We start from the raw sequence: 25751 nt of genomic DNA, 5'->3' as shown, positions 1-25751 counted from the left end.
TGTGATCACTGATCGACCCAAGCGCCGGTGTAGTCGACGTCGGCCGCCCAAGTGGTCATGTGCACCGACGGGTCGAGGTATTCGCGTCGGTTTCCGAATGCGGCGATTATCACGGGCACGTCATCGTTCATGATCTGCCCGATCTGGTCGACGATGGCTTGCCGGTCGGCCGGATCGACGGCGGCGTCGTATTGATCAGCCAAGGTGTCGAGGGTGGGGTTGGAGTAATGAGATGCGTTCCACACGGCGCCGGTGCGGTAGAGGAAGTTGATGTACTGCGACGGCGACGGCCGGCTTGACCAGAAGGTGATGGTGGCCGGATCGGTCAACCAGGGAGAATTCTCGCCCGGCGCGAAATATTGGTCGGCCGGCATCGTCTTGACCTCCACGTCGAAGTTCGGGTACTGCTTCAGCTGCTGCTGGATCAGCAGTGCCTGCGATTCGTCGGTCGAACTGGTCGTGATCGTGAAGGAGACCTTCTTGTCGCCGAGGAGAGATTTCACGGTGTCGGCGCTGGCCTCGCGTTGCTCCACACCGGTGGGCACCACGGGATCGGACGGGCTGTAGACGGTGTCGTTACCGAGCGACGCCCCGCCGCCGTAGACGGTGTTGATGATGGCATCCCGATCGATGGCCGCTGCCACGGCTTGACGCACTTTCACGTCGTCGAAGGGCGGTTGGTCGGTGCGGAGAACGAACGCAGAGAATCCGGTCTCGGCCTGGGTGCGTACCGTGTAGGCGTTGGAATCGAGCGCGGAGGTCAGGCTGAACGGGATCGTCTCGCCGATGAGCGCATTCTCTGCGCCGCTTTGGAAGGAGAGAACTCGGGCTTGCTGGTCGCGGTAGATGTTCATCTTGAGTCCGGCGAGGTGGATCTCCGACGCGTTCCAGTAGGACTCGTTCTTGGTCAAGACGATGCTCTGCCCAGTGTTCCAGCTCGAGACCGTGAAGGGGCCGGTGCCGACAGGATTCTTCTCCCAGCTGCCTGGCTCGTAGTCGGCGGGGAGAATCTGAGTGTTCGACCCCGACACGAGGAAGGGGAAGTCTGAGAACGGTTTCGTGAGGGTGAAGACGACCGAGGCGTCGTCGGGAGCGCTGACACCGGCGAGCAGCCCCTCGAACGCCCCTTTGCCGGCCGAGGCGCTGTCCGGCGCGACCAGACGCTCGAAAGTAGCTACCACATCCGCGCTTGTCATCGGCTGTCCCGTGTTGAAGGTGACACCCGGCCGGAGGGTGAACGTCCAGCTGAGACCGTCAGCGGATGGTTGCCACGACGTCGCCAACAGCGGCTCGGCCTGGTAATCGCCACTGACGTGCACGAGCTTTTCGGCCACGGTGTCGACGATGCTCGTGCCGCCTGGGCTGGAGACGGTGACCGGGTCGACCGCCGATCCGGGATCGACGATGCTGAGGGTGATCGTGCCGCCGTCGACGGGCGTCCCGTCCAGGCCACCGCCGGCCGTCGGAGCGGGCGGCGCCTGAGGGCCGGCAACGCAGGCCGACAATGCCAGAGCAAGAGTGATGATCGCCGTGACGCCCGCACTTCGGCTCCGCGGTCGACGCATGAGTTGTTCGGATCGCATGATTCCTCCAACGACGCTGGGTCAAAATCCGTCGCACGAATTGGATGACTTAGGTATACGTGCTTAGCCTACGTCGCTAGATTAGCTCTCATGGCGCAAATAATCGATGCATCCGTGACCTCAATTCCTCGTGAGACGCGAGCGGTGATCCTCGCCCGAAGCGTGGGCGATTCCATCCAGGAATCCGACTTCAGCGTGACTACCCTTCCCGTCGCAGACCTCGAGGACGGGCAGGTTCTCGTCAGAAATCTCGTGACGAGCGTCGACCCGTACCACCTGCGGCTCCTGCGGGGCGGCAACGGCCACGGAAACCAGCTCGTCGGCCTACCCCTGATGGCCAACTGCGTCGGGGTGGTTGTTGCGAGCAAGGATCCCGACGTCGAAGTCGGAACCCAGGTCGCCAACTACACAGGATGGGTGGAGTACGCCGTCACCGAGATCGCTCCCACCGACATTGCTTCGCCACGCATGGGCGACGAGGCGGACTGGCTGAACACGCTCGGCACGCCGGGGGTCGCCGCGTACATCGGCCTGCACGATGTCGGGAACGTCACGGCGGGCGATGTGGTGGTCGTCACCGGGGCAGCGGGATCGGTCGGCGGGCTCGCGGCGCAGATCGCGAAGGCAGCAGGCGCGCACGTGATCGGCGTCGCCAGTGGCGAGGAGAGGGTGCGCCACATGGTCGGCAACCTCAAGGTGGACGCCGGCCTCGATCGACTCGCGCCTGATTTCGACGACCAGTTCCGGGTCGCTACCGCCCATGGGATAGATCTCTTCTTCGACAACGTGGGTGGGCAGCTTCTCGAGATGGCGATTCCGCTCCTCGCGGTGGGCGGACGGGCGGTGATCAGCGGCACGGTCAGCACCTATGGGGGTGGCACGCGCACCTCCGTCGAACTCGACGTTCCAACCATGATGCTCAATCGCACTACAGTCCGGGCCTTCAACGTGGCTGATTACTACGCGGAACGACTCCTGCCCGCGCGGGAGGAGCTCTCGGAATTGCTCAAGACGGGCGCTGTCAAGAACGTCGTCACGGAGTTCCAGGGGCTGGAGAGCGCGCCGCGGGCTCTCGCGTCCGTGTTCGAGAGCGGGACCGACTACGTCGGGAAGCGGATCGTGCGAATCGCTGACCGCTAGTCGCATGCGGCGTTTACTGATTCCTCTCGGCGTTCTGATCGTTCTGGGCGCGAACGTCGGACTCGCCGCAGCGACGAACCTGCTCCCCATCGCCCCACTCGCAGCGATCATCGGGATCTTTGCTGTCATATCGGCGTTCGGTGGGTCGCTTCGCGCCGACCTTCGGTTCCTGGCGCTGCTCGGGGCAGCCCTGGTCATCGCGTGCGTAGTGCCCCGACTTCTGGGCGAGTTCGTTTCGCCGTGGCTCGGCGCGGTCACTCTGGTCTCGGTCCTGTTTCTCGCTGCCACATTGACTGCCTTCGGACCTCGGATGGAGTCGGCCGCTCTGACGATCGGCTTGAGCTCGATTTTCGGATACGTCTTCGTCTTACCAGCCGGCACAACCGCGGTGCAGTTCGCGATGACGCCTGTCCTGGCGATGATCGCCACCGTCGCGATCCGCGTGATCGGCGGCATCGGCGACCCCCAGGCGCCCGTTCGAGCCGCCATCGGCGATCTGCTGCGAAGCGGCGCCGGAACCGCGGCGACGTCCGCATCGGTGGCGGTGTTGACCGACTCCCCGAGAGTTTGGACCGCGGAGGCACTCTCCGCCGCGCTGCGTTTTCAGGCGCTGGCGTCGCTGCCTTTCCGCGATGGCGCGGATGCCGGGGCATGGGCATCACTCCTCGCACGACGCGACCGTGTCGCCCGCGCCCTCACCGAGAAGCGATTCGCATCCCAGCCGATCTCCGCCTCAGAAGCCTCGATCGGAGAGAGCGACTCGAGCCACATTGCAGAGCTTTCGGGGGAGCTGGACCGCATTGAAGCAGCAAACCTACGTCGCGACAACACCCGAATCCGGCTGCCACGGAAAGTGACGCAGACGCTCCTGTTCGGCGGCACGCGAAGCCTGCTGTCCTGGGAGTCCGCGGCCCTGAGACACGCTCTCCGGGTCACCGTCGGGATTAGCGTCGCACTGCCCTTGGCGGCTCTCCTGCCTTACCCCTCCCTTCATCTCGCCTTGCTCGCCGTGAGCTGGGGAACGCTGCAGCCGGCGTTCCATGACACCGTGGCCCGGATCATCCAGAGGGTCGTCGGAGTTCTGCTCGGCGCGGGGGTGACGATCCTTCTCGCCGCCATTGTGCCGACCCCAGTCCTCTTGAGTGTCGGAGGGGCAGCAATCGTCCTTGGCTCCGCGTTCATCTTCACGCGCCGCTGGATCTTCTACGCGTGCTCCTTGATCCTCAGCGTCGGGGCGGGAGCCGCCACACTCCGAACGGACACCGCTGAGTACGCGGCTCAGTACCTTGTTGCGGTTGGCCTCGGCCTGGGCATCGGGGTCGTGTTCGGGAGCGTCGTCGTGCCGTGGCAGCGGCGCCGGACAGCCACCGACAGCCTCGAGGCCGCGATCGCCGCGACAAGAGAATTGATCCGTGCCGAGTTGGACACGAGGGCAGCGCCCCGCGAAGATGCGTTGAGAAGGGTCATGCCGTTCTTCCGGCGAGCATTGGCCGCGTCCCAGCAGCTGAGGCAGTACGGCCTGATGCGCCCGGTTCCCACAGCCGAACAGATGCGGGCGCTCGACGACGCCCATGGCGCGGTTTCGACGGTTGTCATCGTGACCGCCTACTCCTTCACCCGACCCCAGGAGCTGAGCCGCATGGCGGCCGTGATGGTTCGCGAGAACAGCGCCCGACTCCGCGAGGCACTCCAAACGATTCGCGGACGGTGAGGCCTAGCGGGAGTAGCTGCCCAGCCACGCGAGGGAGGGCTTAGGAATCCGTTGGAACGTCTGACGGTCAACCGAGGCGAGACCGAAGGTGGGCCGCCAGCTGCCCCACTCCCAGTTGTCGAGCAAGCTCCAATGAAAGTAGCCCTGAACGTCAACGCCGTCGTCGATTGCCGACCACATGGATTCGAGCGCCTCCCGGGTGAAGGAGATACGACGCGCGTCGTCCGCCGTCGCGATGCCGTTCTCGGTGACGATTATCGGAAGATCACCCACAATCGACGCGACGCGTAGGATGGCGCCCCCGAGGGCACGAGGATAGTCTTCCCACCCACTCTGCGTCAGAGAGACGCCGGGTTCACGGAATGGAGCAGCAACGCCTTCGTGCATTCGGATTCTTCCGCGGGTGTAGGTCTGCGTGCCGATCCAGTCATCTCCGGCCGCGGCCCGAAAAAAGACCTGGTCCCGGGGCTCGACATACGCTTCGAAGTCCTCCCGCGAGTTCGTCTCATCCTGAAAGTCCTGAACCGACACTCCCCAACCGACAAGAATGCGGGGGTGATTCCTTCTGAGAACCTCTCGGGCGCCATGATGCGCGGCGATGATCGCCTCGGTCGTCGCCGCGTCCGGGATCGGGTACCCGGCGGAGAGGGCGCCGTTCCCGATCGAGATCACAGGAAAGATCGACACGATGTTCGGCTCGTTGATCGTCTCGACCCGATCGACCCCGGATTCCAACACAGGCGCCAGCACCTCCACGTACCTCTGGAATCGTTCGACCGCATCCGGTCGCAGCCAGCCACCACCCGCGGCAAACCACTGGGGAAGCGTGAAGTGATGCAGCGTGATGAGAGGCCGCAGGCCGCGCTTTACCGCCCCCTGCACCATCCGCTGATAGTGACCGATCGAGGCCAGAGATATGTGACCATCGGCAGGTTCGACTCGGGACCACTCGATTCCGAACCGGTAATCGGTCAGTCCGGCGGATGCGACGAGGTCCATGTCGTCACGCCACCGGTGATAACTGTCGATGGCGTCTCCCGCCCGTTCTGCGACGACAGACTGCGGTTCATTCTCCCGAACCCACCAATCACTCGCGAGGTTGTTTCCCTCTGATTGGTGCGCTCCCAGTGCCGCGCCCCACAAGAAATCCGGTCGCGCTCGAGTATTCATTGACCACATCGCCTTCTTCGATTTCGACCTATACTAGGTCTCTTAGGTTATGTCGGTATTTATCATCGCCGACCAGCTGGATTTCATCTCTCCATTATTGGAATAGATAGACAAAAACTGCGTTACAGTATTTGTATATCCGTTCAATAACTGCTCGTCTGACGGGCAAAAGGAGAATTCCCCATGGAACTCGCAAACAAGACCGCCCTCATCACCGGTGCGGGTGCCGTCGGCGGAATCGGCGCCGCCATCGCTCGCCGCTTCGCTGTGGAGGGTGCGGATGTCGTCATTGCCGGCCGCAACCAGGCTCGCGGTGACGAGGTCGTAGCCCAGATCACCGAGGCTGGAGGCAAGGCACGTTTCGTGCTCACCGATCTGCTCGACGAGGCGAAGATTCTCGCTCTCGCTGAGGCTGCCGGCCCCGTCGACATCCTGGTGAACAACGCCGCATTCGTGGAGGTCGGCCCCGTCGTCGGCTACTCCTCCGCCGCCTTCGACACCACTTTCGACACCAACGTTCGGGCAAACTACATCCTCACCGGCGCGCTGGTCGAGAAGATGGTGGCCCGCGGCTCGGGCAACGTGATCAACATCTCCTCGTTGGCAGCGAAGATCGCGATGCCCAACATGGCGGCCTACGGCGCCTCGAAGGGCGCGGTCGAGTCCCTGACCCGGTCGTACGCCGCCGAATTCGCGGCGAACAACATCCGCGTGAACGCCATCTCCCCCGGCACCATCTCGAGCGACTACGTGATGGACCTGCTCGGCCCGGCCGCGGACCAGCTCAAGGAAGATGTTCCGCTCAAGCGCATCGGAAAGCCCGAGGAGATCGCGGAAGTCGCCCTCTTCCTGGCCTCCGACCGTTCGAGCTTCGTCACCGGCGCCGTCCTCGCCGCCGACGGTGGCCGCACGGCGGTCTGACCCAATCCACGCACCCTGAACCCTGGTCACTCAAGGTTCAGGGTGCGTGTTCTATCTCTGCAACACCTCGCATTGGAGTAACAAATGGAACTTTCCGGCCAACTCGCCCTCGTCACGGGTGTCAGTCCCGACGGTGGGCTCGGCTTTGAGATCGCGAAGCTCTTCGCCGCGGAGGGTGCCGACGTGGTCATCACCGGCCGCGACGAAAACCGCAACCGTCAGAGTGCCGAGCTGCTCGATCCGTCGGGCGAACATGTCCGCATCGTGACCGGCGACCTTCGCAACTCAGAAGACGTTCGTCGCATTGCCCGGGAAGCGGGCCCAGTCACCATCCTCGTGAACAACGCCGCTGCCATCGCGGCAGGGCCCACCACGGAGGTCAGTGACGAAGGCTTCGCTGACATGTTCGCGGTGAACGTCCACGCACCCCACATCCTCGTGAGCGAGCTGGTTCCGGGAATGATCGCCGCGGGCAGCGGTCAGATCGTGAACATCAGCTCCATCGGAGCGAAGCTCGGAACGGCGGGGCGCGCCGCCTACGCCTCCAGCAAGGCGGCGATCGAGTCGTTGACGAAGTCGTGGGCGGTCGAATACGCCCAGACAGGCGTCCGCGTCAACGCTGTCGCCCCGGGGCCGATGCACGGACCGAAGCTCCTCCGTGCCGGCGCCCAGGTGCGCGAGGCCATGGGCCGCACCGTACCTCTCGGTCGCACCGTGGGCCCGGATGAGATCGCCCAGTCGGTCCTATTCCTGGTCAGCACCCGCGCGCAGTATGCGACGGGCGCCGTGCTGGCGATCGACGGCGGGCGAACGGTCATCTGATCTCACCTCGACCGATCGACTGCCCCGGACCACGGTCCGGGGCAGTTCTCGTTTCCGGTTGTGGACATGACCCTCACTGGGGTAAAGGATGAAACATCGGCAGGCCCTTCGCCGTGCCGCAGAGCCGATGGGACGCATGGAGATCGCAACTCGACCGGTCACGCGATATGCCGTAGTCGTGTTGTGCGCGGTGATCGCCATGATCGACGGGTTCGACACTCAAGTGATCGGAATCGCAGCACCGGCCATAGCCTCCGACCTCTCTCTTGAGACCGCGACGTTCGGTGCGATCTTCGCGATTGGCCTCACCGGCGGGTTGATCGGCGCCGTCCTCGCCGGTCCCGCCAGCGATCGCGGAAGCAGACGAGTAGTCCTCCTCATCTGCCTCGGTGTGATGTCGGTCGGCAGTCTGGCGACGCCGTTCGTCAGCAACGCAGTCGAACTCTCCGCGGCACGGTTCTTCACTGGTCTGGGTCTCGGCGGCGCCGTGCCTGTCATCATTGCGCTCACCACCGAATCCGTTCCTCCCCGCGCCCGAGTGCGCATCGTCGGACTGATGTTTACCGGTTTCCCACTCGGAGGGCTCCTCGGCGGATTGACCGCGGCGGTCGTGATTCCCGCCTTCGGATGGCGATCCCTTTTCATCCTCGGGGGGGTCGTACCTCTTCTGCTCACGGTCGCCGTCTGGCTGGTGATCAGTGGCAAAGCACCGTCGCGGCCTGAACCGACGGCCACCGGCTCACCTCCTCGAGGGTCGCGCCCAGCGGTGTTCCAGCTCCTCACACGGCAGAACAGAGCAGGCACCCTTCTTATCTGGGCCACTTTCATTTTCAGTCTGCTGGTTACTTACCTCCTCACCAGCTGGATTCCCCTCCTCGTCGTGCGCTCAGGCATGGCGCCCATCACGGCCATACTCGCCTCGGTGGCTCTGAACCTCGGTTGCATCGTGGGTGTGCTCACCCTGGGTGCCTTCGGTGCGCGGCGAAGCGTGGCGCGCGCGCTCGTTGTCGGTTACGCGGGAGGAGGGGTCTTCATCGCCGCGATCGGAGCGTTCGGAGGCGCGCCGGTTGGTCTACTTGCAGCCACTTTTCTCTCCGGCGCATTCACCATTGCCGCGCAGATGCTCGCGAACGGGGTGTGCGCAGTCTTCTATGGTCGGGATCTCCGAGCGACTGGTGTGGGCTATGCGGTGGGCATGGGTCGAATCGGCTCGATTGCAGGACCTGCTCTGGCGGGGATACTGGTAGCCGCCGACGCCGCGACCTGGCAGATCTTCGCGGTGGCGGGAGCGATTTCGCTCCTCGCGGCGCTTTTCGCGGCCGGCCTGGCGGCTGTCTTCTCACGCATGCGGTGAGCAAGTTCTGGGGTATCGCCGGCATGGTCTGCAGCTCGAATACGGCGTGATCGGAACCGGCCAACTCCTTTGACCGTGTGTCCAGAACATGGTGTGCAGATCCGTCGCGGAAACACGCAGACTACGTCGCTCTGCCCGCGATCACCGGACACGACATCTCCGGCGTGATCGAGGAAGTCGGTTCTCACGTGACCGAGTTCCGCGGGCGACGAGGTCTCCTGCACTCCCCAGATATTCGGTGGCACCGGCTCGTACGCCGAGCAGCACATCGCAGAAGTTGATCTCGTCGGCCGGAAGCCGGGGAATCTCAGCCACCTCGAGGCGGCAAGCCTGACACTCGTCGGCGGGACGGTATGGGAGGCCCTTGTGACGCGAGCTCAGCTCACTGTGGTTGAGACCGTCCTCATCCACGGCGGCGCGGGCGGAGTCGGAACGATCGCGATCCAGATCGCGAAGGCGCGCCGACTTCGGCCGCGTGATCACTTTCGTCGACATTTCGCAACCACAGAACCTGATCGAGGCGTGGGGCAAGAACGCCGCCTATCATTTCGTCTTCACTCGGCAGAACCGCGGAAAGCTGGAGGAGAACAGACGGTTGTATGGACTTCGCGGCAAGGTTGCGATCGACGTGGCGCGCGACACTGTTGCCATTCCGACTCGCGTCGTTACGGGAGCTTGAGGTCGCGGAGCTGACGGCGCGAGCTGATGTCGAGCTTGCGGAAGATGTTGCGCAAATGGGCTTCGATGGTGCGGGGGCTGAGGAAGAGTTGCGCTGCCACTTCGCGGGAGGTCGCCCCGGTGGCGACGAGCCGGGCGATCTGGAGTTCGTGATCGGTCAGGGCGGTCGCGGGCTGGGAATTGCGTTTTCGCGGGTTCTCGCCGGTGGCGCGGAGTTCGCGCGCTGCGCGGGCGGCGAAAGCCTCCATACCCATCGTCGCGAGGAGGTCGTGGGCGGTGCGGAGCTCAAAGCGAGCCGCCTGGCGGCTCCCCTCCCTGCGCAGCCATTCCCCATAGACGAGGTGGGTGCGGGCGAGATGACCGCCCATTCCGCAGGCATCGAGTCGGCGGATCGCCTCCCGGTAGTCGTCATCGATGGCGGCATTGTTGCCACTCGAACCGGTGAGCGCCCGGGAGCGTGCCGCGAGGCCGAGACCCCAGTCGCAGCCGCTCGCCCGGGCCCGGGCACCCAGCTCCTCCGAAGCAGCTGTGGCCCGATCAGGCCGGCCTGCTCGCACGGCGGCCTCGACCAGTTCGGGGAGGGCGAGGGCACTCATCGAAAGCTCACCCATCTCGCTCGCGCGGGTCGCGGCATCCATCGCATCCGAGTAGCTGCCGAAACCGTTCCGCAGCACGGCCCGCGCGTAGTACCCCGCGGCTGCCTCGGCGCCCTCCGACGACGCGGCGCTGTGTCGTGCGGTGGCTTCGAAGAGTTCCTTCGCGTCGGCCTCCTGGCCCCGCCAGGCGTGCAGGATGAAGCGGGCGTGGCGAAGGGGCGCAGCGCCTGTCGCCGCCGTGATGGCCTCGCTCTCCGCGATCAGCTCGATCGCTTGCGGGATCTCGCCGGTGATCACATGCCTGCCCGCCCGGCCCGCGAGGGCACCGGGGAGCGTAGCGAGCGCTCCGGCTTCGCGGGCGAGGGCGACGTTGCGATTGCTGAGCACACCGCTGCGCTCGGCGTCGAAGATCCCCGAACCTGCGCGCGTCGCCAGCCACAACCAGCGGCGGCTGCCCATCTGACCGAGGGCCTGCCCGTCGAACCCGCGTTCGATGAACGCCTCGAGGGCTCGGAGTAGGGCCGGAGCGCCCTCCACGTATCCGCGGGTGTACATGGCCACCAGTCCGTCGAGCAGCAGGTCCGCCGGCCGGGGCGGGTCGGGCGGCGAGGGCGCTGCCCGAGCCGCCTGCGCGACATCCTGAACACTCCGAAGATGGTCAGGTGCGCCGATGATCATGGCCGCGTCGAGGGCGTGCAGGTACGTCTCGCGGGCCAACGCGGCGTCGAGCGGTGCGAGAGTTGCTGCCGCATCGAGCAGCATGCGCGGCACCTTGTCGCCCTGGGTCAGTTGGAAGGCGATGCGGGCCCGGAGCAGCTCGAGTCGGGCTCGCTCCAACTCGGTGAGCGGCCCCGCCTCCGCCTCCTTCGCCAACTGGGCAGCGGCCTCAGAGGCTCCCGCGTCGTGCTTCGCGTGAGCCGCGGCGAGCGCACGCCGGGCACGAGCGGCGGGGTCGGCGGTGAGCTCGGCCGCATGCTGCAGAAAGGCCGCCGCCGCCGCGACCCCACCGCGGGCCCGCGTGCGCTCGGCCGTTCTCTCCAGTTCGGCGGCCGCTTCCTCGTCGGTGCCGAGAACCGCCTGTGCCCGATGCCAGGCTCGCCGGTCGGGATCGGCGATCGGGTCGGTGGCGTCAGCCAGCGCACGGTGCGTGTCTCGTCGCGCGGCGGCAGTGGCCGCACGGTAGACGGCCGAGCGCACGAGCGGATGGCGGAACCGCACACTCGAATCGATCTCGACGAGTCCTGAGGCCTCCGTCTGCCCAGCGGTCTCTCGATTCAGGCCCAACCGGTCGGCCGCGCGCCAGAGCAACTCCGCGTCGCCAGTGGGCTCCGCTGCAGCCAGTAGCAGGAGCGACTGCGCACTGGCCGCCAGACCGGCCGAGCGCAGCCGGAAGGTCTCCTCGATCCGCCTCGGGATGCTCCGCACATCGGGCAGCTCGAAGCCGCCCGCCAACTGGGTCGCAACGGCGCTGCGCGGCAGTTCGAGCAACGCGAGAGGATTGCCGCGTGCTTCGGCGAGGATGCGGTCGCGCACGTGGTCGTCGAGCGGGGTGCGGATGCCGTCGGCGAGCAGGGTGCGCGCGTCGGCCTCGCCGAGCCCCGTCAATGGAAGCTCGGGCTCGAGGGTGGCGAACACGTCGACCTCACCGGGGCCGGGGTCACGGCGCGCGAACACCAACGCCACGCCCTCGGCTGCGATCCGCCGGGCGACGAAGACCAGCACCTGCGCCGACGCGATGTCGAGCCATTGCGCGTCGTCGACAAGACACAACAGCGGCCACTCCTCGGCTACCTCGGCCAGAAGGTTGAGGGTCGCCAGACCGACCAGGAACCGGTCCGGCGCATCCCCGCTCCGCAGACCCAGAGCCACGGAGAGTGCCGCCTGCTGGGGGTCGGGCAGGGCAACCGCCCGGTCGAGCATCGACGCCACCAGTTGGTGCAGGGCCGCGAAGGCGAACTGCGTCTCCGACTCCACCCCGCAGATCGCCGCCACCTGGAATCCCCCGCGCAACGCCGATATGCGCAGGTCATCGAGCAGCGCGCTCTTTCCGATTCCCGCTTCCCCGCGCACCACGACAGTCCCGCTGCGCCCGGCCTGCGCCTCGGCGAGCAGGTGCTGCACGGCCTCACGCTCTGCGTGCCGGCCCAAGAGCTCCGTCAGTTCGGTTCCGTCCAAGCCGGTGAAGTCAGTTCTCACCACAGGGTATCCACCGTCGGCACGGAAGGCACCTACGTAATCTTCACCGACGCGAAGGGGAGTACAGGGCTGCGAGCCTGTCACAACGGAAACGACCGACCGATTCCGGATCGCGGGCACTCGTCTCGCAGACCGGACAGGGCAGATGAAGGAGGAAATCGTGACGTGGAGCACGCGTCAACTCGCGCATCTCGCGGGAACGACGGTGAATGCAGTGAGGCACTACCACGCGATCGGGCTGCTCGATCCCCCCGAACGGTGCGAGAACGGCTACAAGCAGTACCAGGTGCGGCACCTGGTGAGGTTGATCCAGGTGCGGCGGCTCGCCGAACTCGGCGTTCCCTTGGCGCGGTTGCGCGCCGACGACGAGGGCCGAGTGATGATCCTGGGTGAGCTGCACGAACTCGACGCGCAGGCGGAGGCGGAGATCGAACGGCTGCACCGGGCGCGGTCGGACATCGCGGCCATCCTCCGAGACCGGGCTCCCGCCGACACGCCCCGGGGGTTCGAGGCGGTGGCCCCGCAGCTGTCCGAGGCCGACCGGGCATTCCTCCACGTCCTCACGCGGCTGCACGACGAGGTCTCCGTGGACGGCCTGAAGCGGATGATCGCCGCGGAACCCGATGACATCAGGGAGCGGTTCGACGCGCTGAGAGCCGATGCGCCGGAGCGCACGCGAGAACGGCTCGCACGCACAATGACTGACGCGGGGGCGGACTGGCGCTCGGCCGAACGGCCCTGGTCGGTGCGTCCGGCCGGCCGCTCCCTGAGCCGCGACCACACCGCACAGCAGACCGTCATCAAGGTGCTGCGGGAGCTCTACAACCCCGCCCAGCTCGACGTGCTCAGCCGCATCGGCGACCGCCCCGCGCGGGAACGGCCCGAGTCGCTCACCGCGTGAGGGCAGGGGCTGCTTGACCCTGTGCCGAGAACAGGGTGTGAGCTGGCGTCCACTTCACACAAGGGACTCCCATGCAATTGATTCGGAAACCGTTCGGCATCATTCGAGAGAATCTGCGGATCTACCTCGTGCTCAACGCACTCGCTTACGGGCTATTTCTCGTCGGTTTCGCCATCGGGCTCATCTTTCCCGACCTCTCCGCGGGCAGGGCGGAAGCCCTCGAGAACGACGGAACCGCTGACCTGGTGCTGTCGCTGATCAGCAATCCATGGCTGTTCGCACTGGTCATCCTGCTGGTGAACACCTTCCAGCTGAGTCTTCTGACCATCGTGCTGCCGTCGCTCATCATTCCCTTCAGCGGCATCGTCGCGTTCTCGGTGTGGGTCGTCATCACCGGTGTAACTCTCGTGCCCGCGGACGGCGCCGGGTGGGTGGCCCTCATTCCGCATTCTCTGACGCTGATCATCGAGCTGCAGGCATACATCCTCGTGCTGACGGGCGTCTTCCTGCTCGGTAAGTTCTGGCTGCGCCCGAGGTCGATCGGTGCGGCGAATCATCGAACCGGATATCTTCGCGGCCTGCAGCACCTCGGCCGGCTGGCCGTGCCCGCCTTCCTGCTCCTCATCGTCGGAGCCATCTGGGAGGCGTTCTCGCTCATCTACCTCGTCCACCCGCTCCAACAGTGGTTGTTGTAGCACGCCAGAGGTGATCGCTTGACCGTGTTGCCAGGACAGGGTTTCCAATGGTGCGCACACCGAATCCGTAGAGAGGTCGCATGTCATCCAGTCCCTACGAAGGCCTTCACGACTTCGTCGATCAATTGCCCGAAATCGCGCAGCCGCTGGTCGTGGCAGTGCTCGGAATGATCCCCTACGTCGAAGGTGAGGGGTCGGCGGCGCTCGGCATTCTCGTCGGCATCCACCCGGTGGTAGCCGCCGTCGCCGGCGCCACCGGCAACATCCTGGCGGTCGTCCTGGTCGTACTGCTCAGTTCGCGGGTTCGCGAATCCGTCGTGGCGCGGCGCTCCCAGCGTGCCACGGATGCTCTCGGCGTCATGTCCGCTGACCCGCGCGACGAGCAGCCCAATCGCCGCTCCAAAGGCCGGCAGCGTCTCAGCCGCTGGCTCGTTCGATTCGGAGTGCCCGGAGCGAGCCTCTTGGCCCCCGTGGTGCTCCCCTCCCAGCTGACGGCAGCCTTCTTCGTCGCGTCCGGGGTGAAAAAGGGATGGGTGATCCTCTGGCAGGCGGTCGCCATCGTGCTGTGGACGGGCCTTGTTGCCGCGGCCGCCTTGGGCGTCGTCAGCCTGCTCGGCTGGTGAGCGCGGAGAAGACAGGATGTCGCGCGCCAGGCCCAGATCGGATCGATTCCGAGCCATCGTCAGCGGACTGATCGCCTCCGCCGTGGCGATCGTGGTCTCCGTCACGGTCACCCTGGTGTCGGGCTACGACGAGGCGGGCTTGCGCCGCTCCGCCTTGACGGCGTACGTGACGGCATGGCCCGTGTACTCCGCGCTTTACGTCGGCTGGGGCACCCGCGTGTACTCGCGCCTTCCTCCCGAAGCGCTGCGTCGGGCCTCCGAGTCCGACGACCGGCTCGATCAAGGCAAGGTCTTGCGGCTCTTGCATCTGACGGGAACCACGAACACGACGCTCACCGCGGCAGCGGTTGCGGTGATCGTCACCGTCGCCATCGCCCAGCGGGAGGAATTTAGGAGCGAGCCGCTCTACATCCTGCTGGCTTTGCTGACCGTGGCCAGTTCGTGGTTGCTGATGGTGTTCTCCTTCGCTCAGAGGTATCAGCGTCTTGGCGCGATCGACCACGCCGAGCACTTCCGCTTCCACATCCCCGATGCCCCACGGTTCAGCGACTACTTCACGCTGGCGACCCTGCTGTCCACCATGGCTGCGACCGTTCCTGCCGACGTCACGTCGCGTCGGGCGTGGCTCACCGTGCGCACGAACGTGGTCATCGCGTTCGTGTTCAATTCCGTCATCATCGCGATGATGGTCTCGCTTCTGTTCGGAGGACTCCTCACCTGACCGGCCACCGCAGGTGCGCACGACTCAGATCTGGTTCGTTCCTCCGTCGACGTAGATGTTGGAGCCGACGACATAGCTGCTCTGCTCCGAGGCCAGGAACGCCACGACGGCAGCGGCCTCTTCGGGCTGACCCATGCGGCCCTTGGGCACGGTGGCGGCGACCGTCTCCTTGATCGCTCGAGCGGTCTCCTCGTCGCCGAACGACGCGGTTCCTCCCGGAGTCTCGATCCAAGCCGGCGAAACCACGTTCACGCGGATTCCACGGCCCTTGAGCTCGGTCGACCACGTACGCGCGAACGACCGCACGGCCGCCTTCGATGCCGCATAGGCACCGAACGCCTCCATACCGCGGTCAGCGGCTGTGGAACCGATCAGGATGATCGACGCTCCGTCGTGAAGCAACGGCAATGCCTTCTGCACGGTGAACAAGGTGCCTCTGACGTTGACCGCAAAGGTTTGATCGATGTGTGCCTCGGTGGTCTGGTCCATGGGCACGAACGAGCCGATGGCCGCGTTCGCCACCAGGATGTCCACACCCTTGCCCCGCACCCGGACCGCCTCGTAGAGGCGATCGAGATCGTGCAGGTTCGAGATATCACCCACCACCGCGGTGGCCCGTTCCGGTCCGATGGTCTCGACCGCGGCCTCCAGTTCGGCCTCGCGCCGGCCGGTGATGAACACGTATGCGCCGTCGTCCGCCAGCCGCACGGCGGTCGCCAGACCGATCCCGCTGCTCCCTCCAGTGATCACTGCCGTCTTGCCCTCGAAATGGTTCATGGGGTTTCTCCATCACTCTCTGTGTATGTGGGTCACCATCCATACTGCGGGCCAGAAGGCGTATCATGTGTCAATTACAGTCCACAATTCTTTACCTATCGTCCAGAAGGAGCGTGATGCTCGGATTTCAGGATCCCGTCGCCGACGCGATCGGACTGCTCCGGCCGAGCACAGTGGTCGGGCCCAGTCTTCGGGCCGCAGGAGAGTGGGCATTGCACTTCGACCCCTTCCCCCACGTGCGCACCGGCGGACTGATCAGCGGCACGTGCTGGCTGATCATCGACGGGCACGAGCCGGTGCTGCTGCGAGCGGGCGACACTTTCCTGCTGGGCAACCCGCCACCGTACGTACTGGCCAGCTCGCCCGACGTGACTTCGCGCCCTGCCGCACCGATATTCGCTGATGCCGAGGCCGGGCTTGTGCGGATCGGGCCGGAGTCCGAAGAGGATGTCTACCTCTGCGTCGGGCACATCGCCTTCGACGAGAGGAATGCGGCCCTCCTGACCGACCTTCTGCCTTCGCTCGTGGTGGTGCGCGTGGACGATCCCCATGGGGCACGGCTCGCGCAGCTGATCGATCTCCTGGCCGAGGAGGTCGAGGTCGCCGCCCCTGGTGGCGCGTTGGTGCAGAACCACCTCGCCCAGATCCTGCTCGTACACATGCTGCGCGTGCACGCCGGTCGAACATACCGGCCCACAGGCTGGCTGGGTGCCCTGAACGATGACGCCATCGGTGCGGCCCTGCGAGCCGTGCACGCCGACGTGGCCCGCTCCTGGAGCCTCAAGGAGCTCGCCGAGATCAGTCACATGTCGCGTTCGGCGTTCGCCCAAGCGTTCAAGAACCGCGTCGGGGTGCCTCCGTTGGAGTACCTGATCCAGTGGCGCATGAGCCTCGCGCGCGACGCTCTCACCCGCGACTACCTCTCCATCTCCGAGCTGGCATTGGAGACGGGCTACCTGTCTGAGAGCGCCTTCAGCACTGCGTTCCGCCGCGTGGTCGGCTCGTCGCCGGCGCAGTTCCGGAGTCAAGCACGGCAGCAACCGCGTTCCGCCGCCGTCGGGAACTGACCGTCGCGTTCCGCAGACGCGGCTTCCTCCACACAAGGGTCGCCACGACAACGACGAGAATCACCGCGGTCAGCGCGACGGGCACGGGTAGGACGGGATCGAAGAGCACGAGCACAGCGCCGGTCGGCACGGCGACGTTGACGACCTTGTCGGCGTTGTCGCGGATCGCGAGAAGCCAGACGCCGAGGATGAATGCGGCGATGGGAACCGTGTAGGCGAAGGATGCGTAGGGCGCAGCGAGGTCGCTGTGCCCGGTGATGACATCGACTTCGACTTCGATGCCTGCGGAGAACGCACCGGCCGCCGCGAAGATGAAGTAGTGCCCGTACCCGTAGACGAGCGAATGACTGAGTCCGCGGATGGCCGTGTGGTGGGGCGGCCAGAAATAGATCCACCAGAGAGCCGCGGTGACGACGAGGGTGAGCACGGAGATTCCGATGAGAGGGCTGAGGGCCTCAGCATCGTGGAGAGCCTCGATGATCGCATTCGCGGATGCGAGGAGGCTCTCACCGAGAAGAATGAGGGTGAACAGCCCGTAACGCTCGGTGAGGTGGTGCGGATGCCAGGGAGTGCTCCCGCTCCGTTCCGCGAGCACGGGAACGGCGAGCTCGGCGCCGATCAAGACCACCACGGCAACGGGGAACGCTGAAGCGGGGAGCGGGAGCGCCGCGAGCCAGAGCACCTGCAATCCGGCGATGCCGATCGCGTACGTCAGGGTGGTGCGACGTGTCGCGGCGGCGTAGCGGGAGGCTCTCAACCACTGCGCCACGAGCGCCGACCGCATCACCACATAGGCGAGAACCAGAATGGCGTGGTTGCCGTCTTCTGCCGCGGGTTGGATGCCGGCAGCGAGCACGAGCACCCCGCCCATCTGCACGGTGGTGAGCACCCGGTAGAGCCAGTCGTCGGTGTCGAACGAGGTGGCGAACCAGGTGAAATTCATCCATGCCCACCAGATTCCGAAGAAGACGACCGCGTAATTCGTCAGTCCGTCGAGGATGTGGTCTTCTGTCAGCTGATGGTGGAGATCGACGGCCGCGATGCTGACAGCGACGACGAAGACCAGATCGAAGAACAACTCGAGCGTCGAGGCGGTGCGCCCGATCTCATGCGGATCGCGCGGCCTCATGGCCACGAGTCGGAAGCGTCGCGGCGGGGTGATGTCCATTCGGCCTCCAATGGCAGAGATGGTGAGGGCGCGCCGCGACGTGCAATCGGGCAGGCGGCGACGCTGCCGTCACGAGTGCACACCCTGTCCCCAGCACACGGTCAAGCGAGGGGCGCTACCGCTCGGCGTCAGGTGCTGTCGACGTGGCCGCTCGCGTCGGCGCCGTCGCTCAGAGCGGTGCGCAGATGGGCATTACATCAACGTCGTACGGGTGAACAATGCCCTGTTGCCGGCGTTGCGGGAGTCCGGCGCGGGCGGCGCGATCATCAACACACAATCATGCCCGGCAACGTGCTCACCCCCGGTGCGGACGCGATCCGGCAAGACTTCGCCGACACACTCGGCGTCGAAAATCGATCCCGGCCGGCGGCGCGCGCCTGTCATCGCGCCGCCGATCTTCACAGTTCTCGACGAGCGACTCGAGAGAAGATCACGGATCACGAGGGAGTGCGGGATCAGCGTTGCGATCCGCCGACCCCAGCAGCACCAGATCGCCAGCCAGTCAAGGCCTGGAAAGCAGTCAGCGCTCCCACTTGAATGGACGACATGGACGGCCGGGCGATGATGCCTGACTCTTCCCGTCGGTTTCGACACCGGGAGGACTGGAGACGGCCGTGCCTCAACCCCGGCTGCGCACTCACTGTCACCCTTCGTGCGAGCACCCGAGCCGGCCACCCCGGCTACTGCTCGGCGCGCTGCGCAGCCGACCCCACCTCCGAGATCACAACCACACGACGGAGCACCCGATGATCAAGACCGAACTCGTGGCCCTCGCTACCGATGCCAGCTACGCCAACATCAACCTCAGCACCATGCCGTTCAATGACCTGCGCCAACTCCGCGACACCATGGCGGAGATCGGCACCCGCCTCGACGACGACGAGGATCTCGCCATACGGTTCTCCTGGCTCATCCCCCTCATCGATGCCGAGTTGGAGCATCGGGCGCGAACCGGTTCGGCGAACAGCTGACTCCACGTGCAGCCCCCAGCGGCTCGACGCCGTCGGGCGCAGAGGGATCAGGCGAACAGAGCGTGCACGCCCGTCGCGATCGCGTAGATGCCGACGCCGGCGATCGCCCCGACCACGGTGCCGTTGATGCGGATGAACTGCAGATCGCGGCCGACCTGCAGCTCGATCTTCTGTGTGGTCTCGCGAGCATCCCACCGCTTCACCGTATCGCTGATGACCGAGGCGAGATCGTGTCGGTACTTCTGCACCGCATAGCCCGCCGCGTCGGCGATCCACGCGTCGATCTTGGCCGAGAGCGTCCGGTCGTTCGATAGCCGTACGCCGACATCGACGAGAGCGGATGTCGCTGCTGACCGCAACTCGCTCGTGGGTTCGGCCAGCGATTCGGCGAGCGTCGTCTTCACCGCATCCCACAGCTGGCCGGCGAAGGAGCGCAGCCGGGGGCTCTGCAGGAACTCGGCCTTGATCTCCTCGACCCGTTCGGCCATCGCGGGGTCGTGCTGCAGCCGATCGGTGAGATCGACGAGATAGAGGTCGATCGCGACGCGCAGCGGATGCTCCGGGTCGTCGCGCACCGCGTGCAGCAGGCCGATCAGTTCGCGATGGGCGCGTTCGTCGGCGAGGTCACCCACGAACCCGGGAACCCAGCGGGGCAGACGGGTGGAGACGACGTCGCCGAGCGCATCCGGATGCTCGCTGAGCCACGTCTCCGCCGCATCGAGAAGGGCGTCGACGACGGCGCGCTGCTGGTCGGCGGCGACGAGCTCCGACCCCACCCGACCGAGCGTGGGCGCCCACTCCCGATCGAACAGATACTCCCGGGCGAGTCTTTCGATGAGATTCTCGACGTCGCCGTCGCTGAGGAAGCGCAGCACACCCTGCGCCATCACGGCGCCTTCAGCGCTCGCCCTCTCGGCATTGACGGGATCGGCGAGCCACGCGCCCAGCCGGTCGGCCACGCTGAAGGTGGCCAACTTGCTGCGCACCACCTCGTCGGAGAGGAAGTTCTCCTCCACGAACTCGCCGAGGCTCGCCCCGATCTCGTCTTTGCGGCTCGGGATGATCGCCGTGTGCGGAATGCGCAGACCGAGCGGATGCCGGAACAGCGCGGTCACCGCGAACCAGTCCGCGAGCGCTCCCACCATGGCCCCCTCGGCCGCCGATCGCAGGTAACCCAGCCACGCGTACTGATCCTCGAACGCGAAAGCGACGGCGAACACGATCGCCGACAGCACCAGAAGCGCCGTCGCGACCGTCTTCATACGCCGCAGCGCAGCTCGACGCTCGAGGTCGGCCTCACTGAACAGGGTGTCGCGAGTGGTGGTGGTCATCTGGTTCCTCCCGGGGCGCCGCATTGACCACCGTAGGTCACACGGCCATCCGCCTGCTGCCCTCGGTGATCGGCAACAACGGATCACCCGGCCGTCGATTACCACCGCGCTGGGGGCACCGTTCCCCTATTTCGCGGTGAGTCCCCCGTCGATCGCGAGGGCCGCTCCCGTGATGTAGCGGGCCGAATCGCTCAGCAGGAATGCAGCGAAAGCCGCGATGTCATTCGGTTTCTGCCCGAAACTCGAGAACCAGCCGCCCGCGGGTGCCTCCGGCCGCCAAGAGAGCATGAGCTTGCGCCGCCTCCTCAGGTGGGAAGGTGCGCTGCACACGCAAGGTCAGTTCGTTGTCCTCGACCTTTCGTCTCAGTTGTTCGAGCATCCGTTCGCTGTCGGGGATGTTCGTGACATAGACGGATTGCAGTTCGATGGAGTTCTCGCGTGCGTAGCGCACGTCCTCGTCGCGCAGCCCGCCGGCCACGAACACATAAGACCCACCGGTGTGGATGCCGCGCAGGAGCGCGCCGCCGTATCCCGCGGCATCCACGATCCCGTCGACGCCACCGGGATGCGCCTCGAGGAGGCGGTCTGCGAGGCCGGGACCGCGATCGAGGATCATTTCGGCGCCGAGGGAGCGCACCAGCTGTCGGTCCCTCTGAGCCGCGTCCGCGATGACACGGGCGCCGGCCGCCTTGGCGAGCTGCACAGCGTATCCGCCGACCGCGCCCGCCGCCCCGACGACCGCGATGACCGCGCCCGACCTGGCGCCGGCTTTTTCGACGGCGTCGAGGGCAGTCATCCCGTTCATCGGCAGGGTAGCGGCCTCGACGAAGCTGGCTCCGCGGGGTGCTTTGACGGTCCATTTGGCGAGGGTGACGACTTCTTCGGCGTAGGCGCCACCGCGCTGGGTGAGGGGCATCACGTGGGCGGTGACGCGGTCACCGACCTGGAGCCGGTCGCCGACGCCAGGTCCGACGGCGTCGATGATGCCCGCGGCCTCGACGCCAGGAATGAACGGCGGGCGGAACCTTGCAACCGCGCCGGCGCTTCGCCCGTCGCGGAGGTAAAAGTCGGCCGGGTTCACCGTCGCGGCGAAAACTTTGATGCGCACTTCACCAGCCTCGGGTGTCGGCGTGGGTAGGTCGAAAGTTCGCAGCACTTCGGGTCCGCCGAACTCGGTCAGTCCCACGACCTTCATCGGGTCACCTCGGCGTTGTCCGCAATCGCGGCGGGAAGGTAGCAAGAGTCGATGGAGACCGTCTCAGTCATGGAATTTCCCGTCGGTTCTCGGGTGGACGGCGACGCCCGTCACGGCCGACGTCTCAATGGCGTTCAGGACTTCGTGACGCGTAACCGCGTACGCGAAATCGGGAGCGAGGTTGGTGTCATTCATGATGTCGTCAGCGAACTGCCGATACAACCGAGCCACATTGCCGGCCAGCGCACCGCCGCCCGCGAGGGACTCAGTCGGTACCGCGATCGGCACGAGTTCAGTCTCCGCTCCTCGTGCACCATACAGCGCCAATTCGGCCACCTGCAGGTTGCCGCCGGACGTGATGAGCAGGTCACCGTCCGTGCCATTGATCTGCCATCGGAGATTCCCTGCCCGGGAAGTTCCACCACGGAAATACGCGGACGCGATGGCCCCGTCACCGAGCCGGCCACTGATCGCGACGTGGTCTGGCGCGGTCACCGGAATCATCTCGCCGGAATCGGCGACGCGGACATACGGGCGTCGAACCGCCAGCGCACCACCGACCGAGGAGAAGTCGCCGAGCACCCAGGTCACGGCATCCAATGCGTGCATCCCGACAACGCTGAGCGTCGTCGCCCCGCTCGCCGCATCGTAGACATAGGCACTCGAAGCGGTGGTATCCGGCCCCCATCCCATGCCCGACCCTTCGAGCGTGGTGCCGAGCACCTCACCGATATACCCCTGGTGGACGAGTTCGCGGGCATGTTCGATGGCAGGCGAGAATCGCCCTTGCAACCCGACGACGGTGCGTACGCCGCTGGTTCGCGCTTGCGCAGCAAGTCTCGCCGCCTGACGTGCGTCGACCCCGAGCGGCCACTCCGAATAGACCATCTTTCCCGCAGCAAGTGCCGCGGTGATCAACTCTTCGTGCCGAGGCACCTTGACCGCGACCACCACAAGATCGACACCCGGATGCGCAAGGAGATCCTCGTGATTGTCGAACCCAGTCGTCTCGAAAGCGACGGCCGCCGCCTCCGCCGACTCCCTGCGACTCGTACTCACCGCCCGCAGATCAAAATCCGGGAGAGCCTTGAGCGCAGGAACATGCGACAGTGCCGCCCAACTCCGTCCCGGGCTTGCACCGATGATGCCTACGCCGATCTGTGTCACTAGGTTCGCTTCTTCCTTCGCGCGTCAACCGGAGGTGTAATGTACTCCGTGGTCCAATCGAAAGGTAATGTACCACACGGTCTAAACTGCGGAGGAGTGATGGAGCGAACGCTCACAGCAAAAGGGCTGGCGACCCGGAAAAGGATCGTCGAGGGAGCCGCCGTCCTCATGCGCGCTGAAGGAGTCGCCAGGACGTCGCTGGACAGCGTCTGCGCGTCAACAGGAACAGGGAAAAGCCAGCTCTTCCACTACTTCCCCGCCGGCAAGGACGCACTTCTGGTCGCGGTGGCCGAGCACGAGGCCGCGAGCGTGCTCGCCGACCAGGAGCCGTACCTCAGCGAACTCACCTCCTGGGATGCCTGGACGAAGTGGCGCGACATTTTGATTGCGCGCTACGCGGCCCTCGGAAGCCGATGCCCCCTGGGAGTACTGACAACCCAGCTCGGGCCGACCTCGCCAACAAGCGAGCGCATCGCGAACGACCTACTCGTCACCTGGCAGAACCACATCAGGACGGGCATCGAATCCATGCAGTCCATCGGACAAATCCGTCAAACGATCGACGCTGCGACCGCATCCGCCGCACTGATCTCCGGCATCTACGGCGGCGTGGTCATCTTGCTCGCCACAGGATCGACCACACATCTGCAGGCCTCCCTCGATATGAGCATCGAAGACCTGAAATCACTCTGATGAACCGCGACTCTGGCATGAGTCCCCCGATCTTGGTCATCGAGCTGCAGTGGGCTCGCTGAGCGATCAGCACAGCTAGCCGAGTGCGTCGACGATTCGCTGCAGGCCCCACTGCCACGCGACATCGACGTCGCCACCCAGGCGGAGGCGGTCTGCGAGCTCCATCGCGAGAAAGCCGGTCGCCCAGGCGGTGACGAGGCGCGCGCCGTCGAGCGCGTGATCGGGGCCGACCAGCTCGGAGACCGCGTCGAGCAGCGGAGCAACACTCGCCCCGATCATTGACGGTTCCGGTTGCGGGGCACCGTGCGCACCGAAGAGCAGGCCGTAGCCGACGGGTCGCGCGTGCGCGAATCGGCGCAGCGCATCTGCCTGCGCGATGAGCCGGCGCCGCGGGTCAGCCTCTGTGCGAGTCGCTTCAAGGCGGCCGGTCAGGTCATCGAGGCTCGCCGCCACGATGAGGGCGAGAAGTTCTCGACGGTCGCGCACGCGCTTGTAGAGCGAGGGAGCGCGCACACCAACCCGCTCGGCGACCGCCTGCATCGTGAGGCCGTCGATGCCGAGCGTCTCGAGGAGCTCGCGACCGGCGGCGACGATCGCATCGCGGGTCGTCTTCTCGTGGGCCGGCATCCTCCCTCCTCTCGTTCGCGCAGTGGTCTTTGTTGACGTCGAGCTTGATGGCTAAATAGCATAGCCTTCATGGAACTTTCGCCAGGCTTGCATCGCATCGGTAACGACATCGTCGCCGCACACCTCATCGTGACCGACGAGGGCATCACACTCGTGGATGCCGCGCTGCCGGGGCACTACGGCGACCTGCAGCGGGAGTTGACCGCGCTCGGCCGGCCACTCTCCGACGTCAAGGGCATCGTGCTGACACACGGCGACTCCGATCACATCGGATTCGCGGAACGACTGCGGACCGAGCTCGGGATCCCCGTCTTCGTCGGCTCGGGCGACGCGGCGCGCGCCCAGGGCGAGAAACCGCCGTCGACACCGCGCGATCCACGCCGGCTCGGCCCGGCAATCCGATTCTTCGCCTACGCGATCCGCAAGGGCGGCCTGCGGATGCGACCAGTGCAAGAGGTCGTCCCCGTGAACGACGGCGACGTGCTGCCGCTGCCGGGTGCGCCGGTGATCGTCGGGATGCCCGGCCATTCGCCCGGAAGCGTCGCGATCCACGCCCCCGCCGTCAAGGCCCTCTTCGTCGGCGACGAGCTGACCACCCGCAACGTGCTCACCGGCGTCACGGGTGTGCAACCGGCGCCCTTCACCGACGATCAAGCAGGCTCGTCCGCGTCACTGGAGCGCATCGCCGGCCTCGACGTCGACTGGATCATCCCCGGCCACGGCCCGGTATGGACACAAGGCGCACCCGCACTCATCGGCGCGTACCGTGCAGCAGAGGCGGCACGAGTCCGCTAACCATCACCCGCCGAACTGAGATCCGGCCAGTGCGACCGCGGCCGAACCTGGCGATCACCGACGGCCGCAGCGCCGGTCGGCGAGCCGATGGCAGGGGCTTCTCCCCTGATCTCGGGAACATACGGCGGCGCGGTCTTCATGGTTGCCGCGGGCTCCACGGCCCCGACTCATAGTTGCAAGGATCGCCGCGCCCCGAGTGAGACATCTCGCATCCCTAGGGTTGCGAGACGATATCGCCCGCCCGTTTAGGGCACCTGAGCGGGCGAATAAAGAGGGCGGGGTAAACGGGCATCCCTCCAACAGCAGGGCCGTGTCGACCAATCGGATCTCAGTGCGCACCTTCGCGACCGCCTCACGCGCATCGAAGCGACTGCAAAAGTGAGCGCGGCGGGTCCTTGGCGAGGGGCGCCGATGCTCACCAGCTGGCTAGGCGCCATGCGACTCTGGATTGCTGTGGACGCTTGAGTAGTGAGCGTCGAACCACGACACCGCGTCGTCTTCTGATGACGAGGCCGGCGCTTCAGCGAGACAGTCGTTGCACCTGGCGTGCCACTTGTCGAACTCTTTCCAAGTATGCGGCCGGCCGCGGGCGACCCAGCTGGGCGACCAGCGCACCTCAAACGCGGACTCAACGCGCGAGGTCACTGCGCTTGCCAGTGTTCCGATAGCAGCCTCCGGAATGTCGAATTCCATGAAGCCATTTATTACTTGCAGCTCCTCGAGCACCGCGCTTGCGAGCAGTTCCGAATCCTTCGCCGCTCGATCCGTGTCCCCTCGGGCGGCCATCGGTCTACGCACTGAGACTCGTTCATACCGGGGCAGATCGCTGCGCTTTTCGTCGGGCGTCAC

General features: G+C 65.9%; 26 protein-coding genes. 15 read left to right on the top strand and 11 right to left on the bottom strand.

Annotated elements, in window-relative coordinates:
* Positions 1–5 precede the first annotated feature (5 nt).
* Positions 6–1583 carry an ABC transporter substrate-binding protein gene (locus N1027_RS06215; RefSeq protein WP_259506220.1) on the bottom strand — a complete coding sequence of 526 codons (1578 nt, stop codon included), beginning with the start codon at positions 1581–1583 and terminating at the stop codon, positions 6–8.
* Between the two features lie 90 nt (positions 1584–1673).
* Between N1027_RS06215 and N1027_RS06210 the strand changes: the two genes are divergently transcribed.
* Positions 1674–2723, top strand: a complete 1050-nt coding sequence (locus N1027_RS06210) for an MDR family NADP-dependent oxidoreductase (RefSeq protein WP_259506219.1) — start codon at positions 1674–1676, stop codon at positions 2721–2723.
* Positions 2724–3270: 547 nt separating this feature from the next.
* A complete protein-coding gene (locus N1027_RS06205; protein ID WP_259506214.1) occupies positions 3271–4434 on the top strand; it encodes an FUSC family protein in 1164 nt (387 codons plus the stop codon).
* Between the two features lie 3 nt (positions 4435–4437).
* Here the strand turns inward: N1027_RS06205 and N1027_RS06200 are convergent, their stop codons facing one another.
* On the bottom strand, positions 4438–5604 hold the full coding sequence (locus N1027_RS06200; RefSeq protein ID WP_259506205.1) for a family 1 glycosylhydrolase: 1167 nt from the start codon (positions 5602–5604) through the stop codon (positions 4438–4440).
* A 183-nt stretch (positions 5605–5787) separates the two neighbouring features.
* Between N1027_RS06200 and N1027_RS06195 the strand changes: the two genes are divergently transcribed.
* From N1027_RS06195 to N1027_RS06180, 5 genes are all read left to right on the top strand, one after another.
* Positions 5788–6525 carry an SDR family NAD(P)-dependent oxidoreductase gene (locus N1027_RS06195; RefSeq protein ID WP_259506203.1) on the top strand — a complete coding sequence of 246 codons (738 nt, stop codon included), beginning with the start codon at positions 5788–5790 and terminating at the stop codon, positions 6523–6525.
* 84 nt (positions 6526–6609) lie between these two features.
* Entirely contained in the window at positions 6610–7347 is a 738-nt protein-coding gene (locus tag N1027_RS06190) for an SDR family NAD(P)-dependent oxidoreductase (RefSeq protein ID WP_259506201.1), read from the top strand.
* A 190-nt stretch (positions 7348–7537) separates the two neighbouring features.
* Positions 7538–8701 carry an MFS transporter gene (locus N1027_RS06185; protein WP_259506199.1) on the top strand — a complete coding sequence of 388 codons (1164 nt, stop codon included), beginning with the start codon at positions 7538–7540 and terminating at the stop codon, positions 8699–8701.
* Positions 8702–8778: 77 nt separating this feature from the next.
* A complete protein-coding gene (locus tag N1027_RS20225; protein WP_372499686.1) occupies positions 8779–8982 on the top strand; it encodes an alcohol dehydrogenase catalytic domain-containing protein in 204 nt (67 codons plus the stop codon).
* 194 nt (positions 8983–9176) lie between these two features.
* Entirely contained in the window at positions 9177–9380 is a 204-nt protein-coding gene (locus N1027_RS06180) for a hypothetical protein (protein WP_259506197.1), read from the top strand.
* On the opposite strand, the gene N1027_RS06175 is transcribed toward N1027_RS06180, so the two are convergent.
* Entirely contained in the window at positions 9367–12171 is a 2805-nt protein-coding gene (locus tag N1027_RS06175) for a helix-turn-helix transcriptional regulator (protein WP_259506195.1), read from the bottom strand. The genes N1027_RS06180 and N1027_RS06175 overlap by 14 nt on opposite strands.
* A 160-nt stretch (positions 12172–12331) precedes the next feature.
* On the opposite strand from N1027_RS06175, the gene N1027_RS06170 reads away from it, so the two are divergent.
* From N1027_RS06170 to N1027_RS06155, 4 genes are all read left to right on the top strand, one after another.
* Positions 12332–13072: a MerR family transcriptional regulator gene (locus N1027_RS06170; RefSeq protein ID WP_259506193.1), complete on the top strand. Its 741-nt coding sequence runs from the start codon at positions 12332–12334 to the stop codon at positions 13070–13072.
* A gap of 71 nt (positions 13073–13143) precedes the next feature.
* A complete protein-coding gene (locus tag N1027_RS06165) occupies positions 13144–13767 on the top strand; it encodes a hypothetical protein (RefSeq protein WP_259506191.1) in 624 nt (207 codons plus the stop codon).
* An 80-nt stretch (positions 13768–13847) separates the two neighbouring features.
* Positions 13848–14390: a small multidrug efflux protein gene (locus N1027_RS06160; protein WP_259506189.1), complete on the top strand. Its 543-nt coding sequence runs from the start codon at positions 13848–13850 to the stop codon at positions 14388–14390.
* A 16-nt stretch (positions 14391–14406) separates the two neighbouring features.
* The gene (locus N1027_RS06155; protein WP_259506187.1) at positions 14407–15111 is read left to right on the top strand and encodes a DUF1345 domain-containing protein; all 705 of its coding nucleotides are present in this window, start codon (positions 14407–14409) and stop codon (positions 15109–15111) included.
* Between the two features lie 24 nt (positions 15112–15135).
* Here N1027_RS06155 and N1027_RS06150 read toward each other — a convergent pair whose 3' ends face one another.
* Positions 15136–15888: an SDR family NAD(P)-dependent oxidoreductase gene (locus N1027_RS06150; protein ID WP_259506185.1), complete on the bottom strand. Its 753-nt coding sequence runs from the start codon at positions 15886–15888 to the stop codon at positions 15136–15138.
* A gap of 116 nt (positions 15889–16004) precedes the next feature.
* On the opposite strand from N1027_RS06150, the gene N1027_RS06145 reads away from it, so the two are divergent.
* Complete coding sequence (locus N1027_RS06145) at positions 16005–16955, top strand: AraC family transcriptional regulator (protein WP_259506183.1); 951 nt, start codon at positions 16005–16007, stop codon at positions 16953–16955.
* Here the strand turns inward: N1027_RS06145 and N1027_RS06140 are convergent.
* Entirely contained in the window at positions 16861–18123 is a 1263-nt protein-coding gene (locus tag N1027_RS06140) for a low temperature requirement protein A (protein WP_259506181.1), read from the bottom strand. The genes N1027_RS06145 and N1027_RS06140 overlap by 95 nt on opposite strands.
* Positions 18124–18869: 746 nt before the next feature.
* On the opposite strand from N1027_RS06140, the gene N1027_RS06135 reads away from it, so the two are divergent.
* Positions 18870–19094, top strand: coding sequence for a hypothetical protein (locus N1027_RS06135; RefSeq protein WP_259506179.1), 225 nt, complete (start codon positions 18870–18872; stop codon positions 19092–19094).
* A gap of 47 nt (positions 19095–19141) precedes the next feature.
* Here N1027_RS06135 and N1027_RS06130 read toward each other — a convergent pair whose 3' ends face one another.
* The 4 genes from N1027_RS06130 to N1027_RS06115 all read right to left on the bottom strand — a co-directional run bounded on the left by N1027_RS06130 (position 19142) and on the right by N1027_RS06115 (position 22787).
* Positions 19142–20425, bottom strand: a complete 1284-nt coding sequence (locus N1027_RS06130) for a DUF445 domain-containing protein (protein ID WP_259506177.1) — start codon at positions 20423–20425, stop codon at positions 19142–19144.
* A gap of 126 nt (positions 20426–20551) precedes the next feature.
* Positions 20552–20713, bottom strand: a complete 162-nt coding sequence (locus N1027_RS19860; RefSeq protein ID WP_284438717.1) for an SDR family oxidoreductase — start codon at positions 20711–20713, stop codon at positions 20552–20554.
* Positions 20646–21620, bottom strand: a complete 975-nt coding sequence (locus N1027_RS06120) for an NADP-dependent oxidoreductase (protein ID WP_259506175.1) — start codon at positions 21618–21620, stop codon at positions 20646–20648. Before N1027_RS06120 ends, N1027_RS19860 begins: the two co-directional genes overlap by 68 nt.
* A 63-nt stretch (positions 21621–21683) precedes the next feature.
* Positions 21684–22787: a Gfo/Idh/MocA family protein gene (locus N1027_RS06115; RefSeq protein WP_259506172.1), complete on the bottom strand. Its 1104-nt coding sequence runs from the start codon at positions 22785–22787 to the stop codon at positions 21684–21686.
* A 99-nt stretch (positions 22788–22886) separates the two neighbouring features.
* Between N1027_RS06115 and N1027_RS06110 the strand changes: the two genes are divergently transcribed.
* Positions 22887–23480 carry a TetR/AcrR family transcriptional regulator gene (locus tag N1027_RS06110; RefSeq protein ID WP_259506171.1) on the top strand — a complete coding sequence of 198 codons (594 nt, stop codon included), beginning with the start codon at positions 22887–22889 and terminating at the stop codon, positions 23478–23480.
* Positions 23481–23555: 75 nt separating this feature from the next.
* Here N1027_RS06110 and N1027_RS06105 read toward each other — a convergent pair whose 3' ends face one another.
* Positions 23556–24107, bottom strand: a complete 552-nt coding sequence (locus tag N1027_RS06105) for a TetR/AcrR family transcriptional regulator (RefSeq protein WP_259506170.1) — start codon at positions 24105–24107, stop codon at positions 23556–23558.
* 69 nt (positions 24108–24176) lie between these two features.
* Between N1027_RS06105 and N1027_RS06100 the strand changes: the two genes are divergently transcribed.
* A complete protein-coding gene (locus N1027_RS06100; protein WP_259506169.1) occupies positions 24177–24902 on the top strand; it encodes an MBL fold metallo-hydrolase in 726 nt (241 codons plus the stop codon).
* A 426-nt stretch (positions 24903–25328) separates the two neighbouring features.
* Here N1027_RS06100 and N1027_RS06095 read toward each other — a convergent pair whose 3' ends face one another.
* Entirely contained in the window at positions 25329–25751 is a 423-nt protein-coding gene (locus tag N1027_RS06095; RefSeq protein WP_259506168.1) for a hypothetical protein, read from the bottom strand.

The sequence above is a fragment of the Herbiconiux aconitum genome, from assembly GCF_024979235.1.
In the GTDB taxonomy this organism is placed as follows: Bacteria; Actinomycetota; Actinomycetes; order Actinomycetales; family Microbacteriaceae; genus Herbiconiux; species Herbiconiux aconitum.
This window is presented reverse-complemented; position numbering and strand designations above follow the sequence as displayed.